Here is a 13,748-nt window from a genome sequence, read left to right as displayed (position 1 = left end):
GGATTGTTTGGTTTATTTATGAAAAAAATAAGTGGATATACTTATGATGCAAATGATGGTAAAGATGAAGTAGAAAAGGTTCCCATACCTAAAAATATAGATGAAACGAATAAAAAACTGAAGGATATATTTAAAGACTGCAATGACATAATTTTCAGGGAGTTTAATGTTGGGACAGGTCAGAAGCTTAAGTATCTTTTAATATGCGTAGATGGGCTTAGCGACAAGATGCTTGTCGATAATTTTGTACTTGAGTCCCTTATGCTGGATGCAAGAAAGGTCAAGCCGGATGCGGAGGAAATAAAATCTAGGCTTTTTGATCTTACCAAGAACGGGACCCTTGCAACTACAGAGCTTAGAGAGGAGGATGACCTTAATAAGGTTATTGACGGCATATTATCGGCAGATACGGCACTTTTTATGGATGGATTCGACAAGGCTATAGTAATCGGTACAAAACTGTGGCCTGCGAGGCAGCCTCAGGAGCCTAAATCCGAAGGGGTTGTGAGAGGACCTTCGGATGGCTTTGTTGAAACTTTAAGATTTAATACCGCCCTTGTCCGAAGGAGGATAAGAGATCCTAAATTTAAGGTAAAGCAGATGAAAATAGGGTATCGTTCCAAAACCGATATAGCTGTTATGTATATTGAGGATATTGTAAAAAAGGATATATTACAAAAAGTATTTGACAGGCTGAACAGTATAAAAATAGATGGGATAATTGAAAGCGGCTATGTTGAACAGTTTATTGAAGACGATATATTTTCACCGTTTCCACAGGTTAAGTCTACAGAAAGGCCTGATGCCGTTGCGGCTGAAATACTGGAGGGGAGGGTAGGCATAATCGTCGATAATTCACCTTTTGTGCTTATTGTGCCGGGCACATTGATAGGGATGCTTCACTCCTCAGAGGATTACTATCAGAGATGGATAATTGCTACATTCGTAAGGGGTACCAGAATAACTGCGGCGATATTTTCTTTGCTCCTTCCAGCACTTTATATCGCCATAACGTCATACAATCCGGACATAATTCCCTATAGATTTGCACTTTCTATTGCAGGCTCAAGGGAAGGAGTGCCTTTTCCCGCGTTCATCGAAGCTATCATAATGGAATTATCCCTTGAGCTCTTGAGGGAGGCCGGAGTCAGGCTGCCGGATCCCATAGGTGGAACCATCGGTATAGTCGGAGGTATTATAATCGGCCAGGCAGCGGTAAGCGCAAAAATCGTGAGCCCTATTATGGTTATAATTGTATCGATAACCGCTATATCATCATTTACGATTCCAAATTTCGGTCTGAATACAGGCATGCGGATAGTCAGGTTTGTGCTTATGATACTCGCAGCGGTATTAGGGCTGTATGGAGTAATGCTCGGGCTGATCGCCTTGCTTATTCACCTTGTAAACCTAAAAAGTTTTGGGGTGCCGTATCTTGCACCCTTTGCCGGAATGTCGGCCCGGGATTTCAAAGACAGTGTAGTAAGATTCCCGATCAGGTCCTTTATCTACAGGCCGGAATACCTTCAGGCAAATGATAAAAAAAGAATGGCTCTCAGGAAGAAAAGATAGTTTGAAAATCAGGAAGGCGAAGAAAAATTGATTGAAAACGATAAAATTACAAATACTCAATTATGGATATTTATAGTTCTTACAGTAATTGGAGTCGGGATATTCGCTCTTCCCAGGATAGTTGTGGAATCTGCAGATGAGGACGGATGGATATCGGTGATCTTAGGAGGGATAGCCAGCATTTTTTTATTTCTAATAATGTGCAGGCTTGTCAGAAAGTTCCCTGATGATACTATAGTTGAAATATCAAGAAAGGTATTTGGGAATATACTTTCGGTTCCTGTCATTTTAATATTCACGCTGTATATGGTCACGATTATAGGCATAACACTAAGGATTTTTGGTGAAGTGGTTAAAATGACATTGCTTTTAAGAACGCCTGTTGAAGTTATAATGATAACTATGCTTGTTCTGGTTATCTGGCTTACAAGATATGGCATAGAGCCTATAGTGAGATTTGACGAATTTGTATTCCCATTGATTATGGTTACTCTTTTTTTTGTACTGTTTTTTTCCATTCCAAGGACGGATTTTTCAAATATGCTTCCTGTTTTTGGCTCAAGTGCAGCACGGATTTTAGACGGTGCATATAAGGCAACGTATAGTTATGCCGGCTTCGAATTGATCCTTTTAATTGCCCCCCAGGTTAAGGATAAGGGCAAAATGTTCAAATCGGGGATAATAGCGTTTATCGTTATAATATTAACATATATTTCCGTAGTGATATTGGCAATTGGGAAATTCGGCATTATAGATACGAAAAAACTTATATGGCCTACGCTTACCATGATACGTTCGATAGAAGTCCCGGGATCTTTTATAGAGAGGCTGGAAGGTATTGTTATGAGCCAGTGGATAATTCTTGCTTTTACCACCATAGTTCCTATATCGTATGCTATATCATATATTTTATCCAGGATATTCAAGCATAAAAATTTTAAACATTTTACATCTATCTCCATACCGATTATATATTTAATATCCCTTATACCGGATAATATCGTTGAGGCATATGATTTCCTGGATAAGATAACAAAATACCTTGAAACTCCGGTAATACTTATAATTCCGGTTTTACTTTTGATTACGGCAGTTTTAAGGAAGATGGGGGCGAACAAATAAATGAGCAAGAAGACGGTTTTAATCATAACTATAATTTTATTTTCAGCATCCTTATTTTCAGGATGCTGGGATAAAGTTGAGATAGATCAGAGGGCCTTTGTGGGAGTAATCATGGTAGATATGGCGCCTCCCGGCTATGAAGAAAAAGTAGAGGAGTCTGTAAAGAACATACCTGGAATCGAAAAGCAAACAGGAAAAATGATAAAGGTGACATATGAGTTCCCTAATGCTTCCGAAATTGCAGGAAACGATACCGGAAGCGGAGGAGGCGGAGGGGGAGAAGAGGAAAAAGGCGGCATATCAAGCGTGGCCGTAACGATAGATGAAACAAACAGATACATCGACTCAAGACTGAGCCGAAGGCTGTTTTTCGGCTTTACGCAGACCATAATATTCGGTGAGGAACTTTTAAAAAATCCGGATAAATTCGAGGAAGTGCTGGACTACTTTAGACGGGCCCCGGAGTTTGGAAGATCCATGAGAGTACTTGCCGCAGAGGGAGAAGCATGCAAAGTTGCCGAAATAAAGCCTAAAAATGAAAAACTTCTTTTCAGGTATATACGCGGAATTTTGGAAAACGAATCTTCAAACGGCAGAATATCGGATATAACATTTAATGAATTTATAACAATGCTGAGTGCCAACGGGGATAGCGTAATGCCTAAAGTTACCGTAAAAGGTGACGAGCTAAAGATTGCAGGCGATGCGATTATTAAGGATTATAAACTGCAGGGATTTTTGCCGGAATATGATTCATTTTATTTCAATGCTTTAAGCGGCAAGAGAAAAGCAGGTTCTGAAAGCATAAATACCAATGGACTTACGGTAAACTATTTGATCAGAAATACCGGAAGATCCATTAAGCTTATAAATGATGATCCTGAAAATATTGAAGTCGGTATAAATATTGAAACTGAGGGAGTAATTTCATCTGCTTCAGCAGGCATGGAAATATATGATGATAACTTCATCAAGAAAGTTGAAAGGGATCTAAATGACGTAGATGAGGAAAGCTGCAGTTTTGTAATAAAAAAACTCCAGAAAGACTATAAAAATGATGCATTATTGATAGGGGAATATTTAAGAAAACATAATCCATCGCTATGGAATAAAGTAAAGGATAAATGGAATGAAGTTTATCCGACTATAAAAATAATCCCGACTGTCGATAATAAAATCAGAAGAATAGGAACAGTAAAATGATATGTTTAATTTCCTCCTATTATGGAAATACTTAAAGCATAAAGAAAAAAAGTATTATAATGGGGGGAATTTTACTTTGAAAAGAATAGTTACATATATAATGGCCGTTCTAATATCGATATCTATGCTGTCATCATGTGCACAATCGACAGATACTGCTAAAGATATTTCTGAAAAGATAATAAGGTTTCATGTAATAGCAAATAGCGATTCTGCTTCAGACCAGAATGTTAAACTTAAGGTAAGGGACAGGGTACTGAAGGAGATAGCCCCTAAAATGCAAAAGCTAAAGACAAAAACCGATTCTGAGAAGTTTATAAAATCCAATCTCGGATATATTAAAAAAATTGCGTCAAGTGAATTATCTAAGAATGGAAAGAGTTATGGAGTGGATGTCACACTCGGCAAATCGCAGTTTCCGGTAAAAGTATATAGCAATATCGCACTTCCGCCAGGCGAATATGATGCGCTAAAGATAGTTCTTGGAAAAGGCGTGGGTAAAAACTGGTGGTGCGTTATGTTCCCACCCCTCTGTTTTGTGGATATAACTCATAATATAACATCAAAAGAAACTGAAAACGGTTTGAAAAAAGTCTTAAATGATGATGAATATAACAGCATTCTTACAAAGCCGGAAGAAAGTGAGAGCTATGAGGTTACAAAAAGTGAGAATAATGGGACTGTGCAAAAGGACGCTGTAAATGATAAAAAGCCTGTTGAACCTCCGGCAAAGCAAGAAGCTGACGATTCTGTATCAAAACAGGATACCGGTGATTCCACGATAGATAAAGATGCCGATGATTCCACGACAAAACATGATGTTGATGATTCGAAGATACCTGCTGATAACTCAAAAACTGAAATCAAATTCAAAAGTGTGGAAATAATAAAATCCTTTATATCTACGATAAAAGGCCTGTTTAAATAGTCGATATTAATAAGGTTATATGGATATATTATAAAGATTATTTGAAGAATATTATGGAAGGAGCAATTGGCGGAAAGTCTTTCGTTTATATTTCAATTTAAAGCATAGGATAAGCTTAATAAAAGGCAGGATAAATATTCCTACCTTTTTGTACTTATATATGATGTTTTTTGGGCATATCCGGCTATAAGATTTGATATATTATAAATAGCATGGGGTTTAGACTTTTGCTTGATGTTATTCTTTATATTTTCAACCCAGAATTTATCGTTCACAAGTGAATATACCTCTTGTATATTATTTTCCTTTTCTTTTAATATAATTGCCATGCCGTTTTTAACCAAATAATTGCAGTTTTCTTCTTCCTGGCCTGGTATTGGAGATATTATTGCAATAGGTATCTCTTTGGCCATCGCTTCGCTTATAGTAATTCCGCCAGGTTTGGTAATAAGGAGGTCTGAAACGGACATATATTCATAGATTTTATCCGTAAAACCTAATATTTTAACTTTTTTTGCACAGTTTAAAGATGCATACTCCAATTGCTTTTTAAGCCTTGAATTTTTTCCTGTAGCGGCGATTATCTGTATATCGAGTTTAGATTTTATAAGCATCTTGAATAAACATTTTATCGAACCTAAACCGAGCCCGCCGCCCATAAGAAGAAAAGTAGTTTTATCTTCGAGGTTTAGCTCGTTAAGATAAGATTGCCTGTCTATTTTTTTGTAAAAGTCCATGTTTACAGGTATACCATATGGGTAAATTCTATCATCATTTATACCATTTGATGTAAGTTCTATTTTCAAGTCCTCCTGAGGTATTACATATGCATCAACAAAATCAGCAATCCAAAAACTATGTATCGAAAAGTCAGTAATTATCGCAATAACAGGTATTTCAAAAAGACCTTTCTTTTTTACCGGCTCCAGCATTTTAAGATGAAAGGGATGCGTACATACTATTACATCCGGTTTAGTATCATCTATCAAAGATTCGACTTTTTTTATAAGCATATCGTTGAACTTGTTGCATACGGCGCCTATATATTCATCATTATTTGATGCATTGTACAACCTGCCGTATATATGCGGCGTATTTCTGATAGTTTTTAAATAACCGCCTATTATTAACCTGTCAATGATAGGATTTATATATTTTAATGCGTCAATTATTTCTACACTGCAGTTTTTTATTCTGGATTCCATAAAATGCTTGAGAGACTGTGCCACAATTTCGTGGCCGCTCCCTGCAGAAATAGATAATATAAGGATCTTCATAAAATCACCTCATCTAAAGTGTTCCTCTTTTTTGCATTAAATATAATTTAATTTGTATAAATAAGGGAAATTAGCAAAAAATAAAAGTACTGGAATATCGGGGTGGCTGTATAAAGATTATTGGGATAATATTCTTCAAATATAAAAGATGCACTCTATTGGAGTTTAATACAGACAGTAAAAAAAATAAGGACTTTAAGAGGTGGTATGATTGGAACAGCCGATTATGAGGAAAAGAGGAATCTATAGTGTTATTGTTGCTGTGCTGGTAGTAGGCGTTACTACGTTTGCATGTCTTATTTACATAGACAGGATGCAGTTTGGAAACAGGCTTCAGGGTAAATACCAAAGGGAATTATATGATCTGACAGGGAATGTGCAGAACTTGGAGACTGATCTTTCAAAGGTTGCCGTAGTGTCATCCTCACAGCAGATGACGCTGCTTTTTGGTGACATATGGAGGCAGGCCGGAGCCGCAGCCGACAGAGTAAATGCACTGCCGATAACGCATACGGCTATATCTCAGACAAGCAAGTTTTTATCGCAATTGTCGGACTTTTCTTATGCATTGATAAGAGGACAAGGCGATGGAGTAAAGCTAACAGATAAAGAATGGAAGACTTTATCTGCATTGAAAAATAACGCGGCATATCTTCACGAACAACTTTTTTCCCTGCAGAGGGAAATGGAAGATGGAAATTTCAAATGGTCCGAGATAAGATATGAGGGTAATGAAATTTTAAAGAAGGCACAAACCAATATTGTAGATCAGAAATTTACCGGCATAGACAAACAGATGCAGAGCCATCCCACGCTTATATATGACGGTCCGTTTTCTGAAAATGTCTTGAATATCACTCCCAAGGTTAATGCTGAGCGTACCATAACACTTGACGATGCCAAGAAAAAAGTTATTAATATTTTTGGAAAGGATAAGGTACAGAAAATAGGAAGTTACAGTTCAAAAGGAGATGGGAAAATATCTGTATATCCTTTCTATGTGATATTGAAAGGAAGGAATAAAGATAGTGCTGTTAATGTTGATATAAGCAAACATGGCGGACACCTTGTTTATATGCTGGATCCGAGAGACATAAACTCGTCCACCATCGATAACAAAAAAGCAATCGATATTGGCTTGAAATTTTTGAACAATATGGGTTTTAAAGACATGATACCGACATTTTCGCAGAAAGATGACAATACAATTGTTATAAGTTATGTAAATACGGTAACAGAAGGGGATACTAACGTCATAATTTATCCTGACCAGATTAAGCTTAAAGTAGCACTTGACAATGGGGAAATAGTAGGTATAGAGGCTGAAAAATATCTGATAGCCCATAGTAAAAGAAAAATACCTTCCCCAAAACTTACAATAGATCAAGCAAGAGAAAAAGTAAGCCGTACTTTAAAGATAACGAATGTAAGATTGGCTATAATTCCTCTTCTTTCACAGAGAGAAGTTTTTACATATGAATTTGTGGGTAAAAGCGATAATACGACTTTTATAGTATATATCAATGCTGAAAACGGAAATGAGGAAAATATCCTTCAGATTATCGATACTCCGGGAGGGCAACTGGCGATGTAATAAATTTTATATTTTTAGGAATAATAATATTGCACGCACAATCCAGTTTTCTGGGGGTGTGAATATGAGCAGACGCCAGGGCCTTATGTCAGATGATTTAAAATTTGAATTGGCAAAGGAATTAGGTGTTGATGATATTGTTGCAAAGGAAGGATGGGAAGGCGTTCCATCGAGACAATGTGGAAACCTTGTCAAAGCCGCGATACGGTATGCTGAAAAAAGCCTTCATGAACAGCAAAAGTAAGCTCATTGCGTGCGATGCCGGGCATTTGCCCGGCATTTATCAATTTAAAATAATTTATATTGACATACTTTTTATCAGATAATATAATAAAGTTATTGAGAAATCGGTTTCATATGTAATTTTAAATGGGTGATATCAAATGAATATTAATGAAAATATAAGCATAGATAAAAGAGGTATCTGTATAAACGGGCAATATAAGATTTTACTTTGTGCCTCTCTTTTTTATTTTCGAATTCCTATGGAACTCTGGCATGATCGCATCATTAAGATAAAACAATTAGGATATAACTGTGTAGATGTTTATTTCCCCTGGAATTATCATGAAATTTCTCCAGAAGAATGGAATTTTTCTGGTCAAAGGGATGCAGATAAATTTTTAAAAATGCTTTCGGATGAACGGATGTTTGTAATTGCAAGGCCGGGACCATATATATGTTCTGAATGGGATGGTGGGGGGATTCCTGCATGGTGTCTTGCATCTCCATATCCTATAAGGGAAGCAAATGGTCAATTTCTTAAGAGAGTTGATGCTTGGTATTCAAAGATAATTCCGGTGATTTCACGTTATCAATGTGGAAACGGTGGTACAGTTGTAATGGTGCAGCTGGATAATGAGCTTGACTTTTTCGATTGCCCCGATCCCGGAAAGTATATGGAGGAGTTAAAAAGTATAGCAGCGAGATACGGAATAAGCGTGCCAGTATTTGGATGTGCCGGGCAGGGTAGTATGAAGGGCGCGACAGGCTTTGCACAAGGTGTTGAAAATACATTTAATATTTATATGAATATTAAAAACGCTTCATTTGAAAAATATTGCGGTGCAATATATAAAAGGATGAGAGTTCTAAATAAACCTTTTCTTATAACGGAGACGAATAAAGATTATTTTACGTTGCGGCGTGAACTATGCTGCGGTGCCAAACTTATAGGTCCCTATAATCAGGTAGCAGGATATAATTTTGGTTTTACTAACGGGATAAATAATTGGGGGAAAGGTAAAAGTCCTCTCTCTTTCATAACAAGTGATTATGGTTTCAATTCAGATATTTCACCTGTAGGAGAATATAGAGAAAAAGCCCTTGAGGCCCGGCTTTTTTCAGGTCTTATTAAATCGCTTGGATCAGAAATAGCAGTTTCTCTCTATAAAGAAAATCATGGTTTTGATATAAACGCAAATTTTCCAGGGCCTGATAAATATGCCGTTCTTGAATTAGAAAATGGTGGAATGCTTATCTGCATTCCCAATATAGGCGATAAAAATGGAACTGCATATATAAAAGGTAATGGAGTAGATTTTTATGTTGATGTTGAGCCTTTAAGAGCTTCAATTTTACCTGTCAATATACCCTTGGGTGAATGGGACGTGAATGGAATGCTCGTCTTTTCGTCTGCAGAGATTGCTGGCATATATAAGCATGGAAATAAAGTCACATTTATTTTATACGCTGATCGTAGATGTCAGGCTTTATTTGATATTCCTGATGCAGTATCTGCCGAAGGTGAGTATATTAAAGATAATAAGATATTGCTATCCGGTATAGGGGATAATCGCATAATAAGGCAAGGAAACAAGCTTATAAAGATAATGATAACCAGCAGGCAGGAAGCTGCAAGGATTGAAAGCGATTTAACGGTATGGAAAGCTGAGATTCCCACTGCAAGAGAGGCTGTGGAATATAAGGGCATCATAAATGCCAGTATAAAACCTGCTTCTTGTTCAGAGAATGTAAAAGAATCACCCGTTTTGTATTTTGAAGATTATGGTCTATGGAGAGGATATGGAATTTACAAAATAAAAGCAAATCCTGGCTTCCCTCTGTTGCTTAAGGGAGCAGCAGATATTGTTTCAGCTTATGATAGAGATGAGTATCTAGGGACAAGAATATCGGGAGGTCAATGGCAAAGATACAGCTCCGGTAAAACAGGAGAATGGAATTTCAGGGTAGAGATATGGGGACACTCAAATTTTGATGATCCAAGATTGAAATCTTTAAGGTTAAAATCTTCAAAAGGAATAGAAAGTGCTTATGAAATAATACATGAAGAAGATTTATCCGATTGTTGGTATTTTGATTATATTGAAGGGAATATCAGAGTTTTATTAAATAAGGATGTTGATATATTTCAGCCATTGATGAATATAAATAGCTGGAATTCAACAAGGACTCCGATGAAAGCTTTATATAGCAAAAACTATATACCATCAAAATATGACTGTGATAGTTTTGTACTGGAGGTTGAAGATAATGTGGCATATTCTGAGGTATTTGTTGACGGCATAAAAATTTCACGAATAAACCCATATGATCCATATATAGATCTTTCCAATTATTTGACGCCGGGCAGGCAATCAAAAATATCTGTTGCTGTGATGAAGAAGGATTGGAGCGAGCCTTTTGGAAGGCCTTTTATTCTGTATTGCAGAAAAATTAAAAAATGCTGCTTTAAAGCTTTTGACGAGGGAAAGATTCTTCATTATATATTAGAATCCAAAGGCTGTAATACCCATTTACCCTTAAAGTTTATACCAGGTCAGATTGTTGTATTGTGTGTAGATTTAGATAGTATAAAGCATGGATGCGCATATGTACATATAGAAGGTAAAGATATAAAATTTATAGCAGTTTTTAACGGCAAAATTGTAGGCCGCATATTTTTAGATGGTGAAACTAGCCCGTGCATGGTTGGGGGAGATTCGCAAAGGTTTTATCTTCCGGGGCCATGGTTTAATAAGACAGGTAATAAATTGTACATGCTGGTTGAGGCAATAGGAAGTTCTCCAGTATTTGATAAGATTGTTTTGGAATATTTGCATTAAATAAATTTCTGATATTACAGTATATTAAACAGGATGGGATAAAAATTGAAAAAGAATATAACAATATATGATATTGCAAAAGAAGCTGAAGTTTCACCCGCGACTGTTTCGAGAGTGATAACCGGCAGTGCAAGAGTAAATATAGAAAAAAGCCGTAAAATTAGGGAAATAATAGATAAGTACAATTTTCAACCTAATGCTCTTGCAAGAAGTCTGCTAAAAAAGGAATCAAAAACTATAGGTATAATAATGCCAAGTATTGACAATCCTTTTTTTGCCAATATATTTTTAGAAACAGAGAAACTTTTAACTGCCGAAGGTTACTCTATAATTCTCTGCAACGCATTTAATATTGATTTAGAGTCGGTTTATTTAAAAATGTTAGTTGAAAAGCAGGTCGATGGAATAATATTTTTAGGCGGCAGAATTAATATGGTAAGAACCAACAAGCAGCTTGCAGATGAGATGAATGCTGTGCTCGATAAGGTTCCAATCGTAATGATCAATGGCCGGATGAGCGGTGTTGATTGTTTTAAGGTAAGGAGCGACGAAAGAGCTGGAATTTTCTCCATTATAGAGTATCTTATTTCCCTTGGGCATAAAGATATAGGCCTTATAGGTGGAATATCTAGCATTACATCAACATCTATAAAACACAAGGCATTAAAGTATGCATTAAAGCATTTCGGACTTGAATATAATAAAGACTGGGTAATATTCAGCGGATTTTCTATTGATGATGGACTTAATGCAGCGAAAACTTTGTTTTCCTTAAGCAGAATACCTACGGCAGTTATTGCCATAAATGATTTTGTGGCAATTGGTGCTATGAAATATGCTTATTCACAGGGCATCAAAATTCCACAGGATATTTCGTTAACAGGTTTTGATGACTCTTATCTTTGTGATATTGTGTCACCCACTTTAACATCTATAAACCATGATATACCAAAACTTACCAAAACTGCTGTGGACATGATTGCAGGCAAAAAATCATCAAGAGAAAAGGTTATAGAAACAAGCCTTACTATCAGGCAATCATGTTCGAAATCAAAACAATATTGAAGTTTACATATCGTTTTGTAGGAGTAACTTCCACCATTTTGATGGTATAAACATGAAGTTACTCTTTGAATTAAGTTCATAACAAAAATTTTCAAAAATTTGAAATAAATATTAACAATTCGAGGATAATGTAGTATAATATGTTTTGTAAATTATATGAAACCTATTTCATGTTAATAGAATGTTTATTTGATCTATTAATTCTAAATGTTTTTTATAATTAATAGATATTATATATAAACATAATAATATAAACTGATTTTTAATATAGTATTCATCAAAAAATAATTATATTAATCAATCTATCTAATACAATATTTAAATCAAAAGTCTTATTTAAAAACAGAAGGGTATTGTTCATGAATGTTTATCTCTTAAGATATTACAATGCTTTATGGCATTTGTTAAATTTTTTATAGCAATCATATTATTTTTAAAAATAATGGATATATGTCTGTAAGGGAGAAATATAGATGAGATACCTATGGGGAAAATATGTTTTAGCAATATTGATTTTTTTAATATTACTTTCGATGTTTTTTTGGCTTTTTATGAAAACGGTTTCTAAAAATAGTAAACAAACTTTTAAGGGGGTTAATCCAATGGGGATACAGGTAAAGCTTAACTATAATATCAAATACCAGGAGATCGAGGGCTTTGGTGCATCCGGCGCATGGTGGGCTCAGGATGTCGGCGGATGGAGTAATATTAGTGAAATTATGGATTTCCTTTATGAGAGTAAAAAGGGGATAGGGTTGAATATATATAGATATAATATTGGGGCCGGATATCCTTGCTTGACAGATGATCCCTGGCGTTCTACACAAACTATAGAGGTTTCTCCCGGATTATATGACATGAATAGAGATAAAAATTCTATAAATGCTATGAAGGAAGCAGTAAAGCATGGAGCTACAGTTGAATTATTTTCAGTTAGTCCACCGGCAAGATTAACTAAGTCCGGATATTCCTCCGGAGAAGCTTCTGGAAAATCGAATCTCTCGGAAGAAAATGAAGATGAGTATGCAAAGTATCTCGCCGATATAACTCAACTCTTCTTTGAAAAAGGTATACCTGTCAAATATTTAAGCCCTATAAATGAACCCCAGTGGAATTGGAAAAGTGGGCAAGAAGGTTGCCACTATGAGCCCGGACAGGTGCTGGACTTATCAAGAAAAGTAACTTTAGAACTTAAAAAAAGAAAGCTCCCTGTAAAACTTTCAATAGATGAATCTGGGAAGTGGAATGATCGTGATTATACCCTTTCGATGTACAGGACCGTAATGCAGGATGATCTGCTTTCAAAAGCCATTGATCATTTTGCAGTTCATTCTTACTGGTCCAATGCAGATGATAAAAGAGAAGCTGCCATATATTTTTCACAGTTTAATAACATGCTTCCTCTTCACCAAACAGAGTGGTGTGAGATGAAAAATGGAAATGCCAAGGGTATGGACGCAGCATTGGTCCTTGCCAAAACGATACATGAGGATATGACCATTTTATCGGTTTCTACCTGGGAGGCTTGGTTAGCTGTAGCAAAGGGCGATTACCGCGACGGCCTTGTATATGTTAATACAGCAACTGAAGAATATGAAACTTCCAAAAGATTATGGAGTTTTGGGAATTATTCCAGGTTTATCAGGCCGGGTTACAGGCGTATAAAGGCAGAAATTGAAGATAACAATTTGCTTGTATCGGCATATGTTTCCCCCAAGTCAGATAAAACTGTTATTGTTTTTGTAAATCCATCAAAGGAAGAAAAGTCAATAGTTTTTAATGGCTTAAATGGTAAATATAGTGAAGTATACGAAACATCAGTGAATTATAATTGCAGTCTCGTAAAAAAAATTGCTGATTTACAGAGTTATATATTGCCATCAGAATCAGTTACAACTTTTGTTATTCAGGCTAAGTAGTGT

At 36.0% G+C, this 13,748-nt stretch carries 10 protein-coding genes; 9 read left to right on the top strand and 1 reads right to left on the bottom strand.

Going from position 1 to position 13,748, the window contains the following annotated elements; all coding sequences use genetic code 11:
* The first annotated feature begins 18 nt into the window (after positions 1 to 18).
* From QME45_01430 to spoIIR, 4 genes are all read left to right on the top strand, one after another.
* A complete protein-coding gene (locus QME45_01430) occupies positions 19 to 1,572 on the top strand; it encodes a spore germination protein (protein ID MDI6617321.1) in 1,554 nt (517 codons plus the stop codon).
* A gap of 27 nt (positions 1,573 to 1,599) precedes the next feature.
* Positions 1,600 to 2,694, top strand: coding sequence for an endospore germination permease (locus QME45_01425; GenBank protein ID MDI6617320.1), 1,095 nt, complete (start codon positions 1,600 to 1,602; stop codon positions 2,692 to 2,694).
* Positions 2,695 to 3,897 carry a Ger(x)C family spore germination protein gene (locus tag QME45_01420; protein MDI6617319.1) on the top strand — a complete coding sequence of 401 codons (1,203 nt, stop codon included), beginning with the start codon at positions 2,695 to 2,697 and terminating at the stop codon, positions 3,895 to 3,897. It abuts the gene before it with no gap.
* A gap of 76 nt (positions 3,898 to 3,973) precedes the next feature.
* Positions 3,974 to 4,825, top strand: coding sequence for a stage II sporulation protein R (gene spoIIR, locus QME45_01415; GenBank protein MDI6617318.1), 852 nt, complete (start codon positions 3,974 to 3,976; stop codon positions 4,823 to 4,825).
* Positions 4,826 to 4,965: 140 nt separating this feature from the next.
* Here the strand turns inward: spoIIR and QME45_01410 are convergent, their stop codons facing one another.
* Entirely contained in the window at positions 4,966 to 6,102 is a 1,137-nt protein-coding gene (locus QME45_01410) for a glycosyltransferase (protein ID MDI6617317.1), read from the bottom strand.
* 211 nt (positions 6,103 to 6,313) lie between these two features.
* Between QME45_01410 and ypeB the strand changes: the two genes are divergently transcribed.
* The 5 genes from ypeB (at position 6,314) to QME45_01385 (ending at position 13,745) form a co-directional block, all read left to right on the top strand.
* A complete protein-coding gene (gene ypeB, locus QME45_01405) occupies positions 6,314 to 7,696 on the top strand; it encodes a germination protein YpeB (protein MDI6617316.1) in 1,383 nt (460 codons plus the stop codon).
* Between the two features lie 64 nt (positions 7,697 to 7,760).
* Positions 7,761 to 7,940: a small, acid-soluble spore protein, alpha/beta type gene (locus tag QME45_01400; protein MDI6617315.1), complete on the top strand. Its 180-nt coding sequence runs from the start codon at positions 7,761 to 7,763 to the stop codon at positions 7,938 to 7,940.
* A gap of 139 nt (positions 7,941 to 8,079) precedes the next feature.
* Complete coding sequence (locus tag QME45_01395; GenBank protein ID MDI6617314.1) at positions 8,080 to 10,761, top strand: beta-galactosidase; 2,682 nt, start codon at positions 8,080 to 8,082, stop codon at positions 10,759 to 10,761.
* Positions 10,762 to 10,806: 45 nt separating this feature from the next.
* A complete protein-coding gene (locus tag QME45_01390; protein MDI6617313.1) occupies positions 10,807 to 11,826 on the top strand; it encodes a LacI family DNA-binding transcriptional regulator in 1,020 nt (339 codons plus the stop codon).
* A gap of 602 nt (positions 11,827 to 12,428) precedes the next feature.
* Positions 12,429 to 13,745 carry a glycoside hydrolase gene (locus QME45_01385; GenBank protein ID MDI6617312.1) on the top strand — a complete coding sequence of 439 codons (1,317 nt, stop codon included), beginning with the start codon at positions 12,429 to 12,431 and terminating at the stop codon, positions 13,743 to 13,745.
* Positions 13,746 to 13,748: the final 3 nt, after the last annotated feature.

The organism is Clostridiales bacterium (genome assembly GCA_030016385.1).
Taxonomy (GTDB): domain Bacteria; phylum Bacillota; class Clostridia; order Clostridiales; family Oxobacteraceae; genus JASEJN01.
Note: the sequence above shows the minus strand (reverse complement) of the source record. Positions and strands in the feature narration are given on the sequence as shown.

Excerpts from the sequence above, each read along its gene's own strand:
- QME45_01420 (MDI6617319.1), top strand. The coding sequence starts at position 2,695 with ATGAGCAAGAAGACGGTTTTAATCATAACTATAATTTTATTTTCAGCA.
- QME45_01410 (MDI6617317.1), bottom strand. The coding sequence starts at position 6,102 with ATGAAGATCCTTATATTATCTATTTCTGCAGGGAGCGGCCACGAAATT.
- QME45_01395 (MDI6617314.1), top strand. The coding sequence starts at position 8,080 with ATGAATATTAATGAAAATATAAGCATAGATAAAAGAGGTATCTGTATA.
- QME45_01385 (MDI6617312.1), top strand. The coding sequence starts at position 12,429 with ATGGGGATACAGGTAAAGCTTAACTATAATATCAAATACCAGGAGATC.
- QME45_01430 (MDI6617321.1), top strand. The coding sequence starts at position 19 with ATGAAAAAAATAAGTGGATATACTTATGATGCAAATGATGGTAAAGAT.
- QME45_01400 (MDI6617315.1), top strand. The coding sequence starts at position 7,761 with ATGAGCAGACGCCAGGGCCTTATGTCAGATGATTTAAAATTTGAATTG.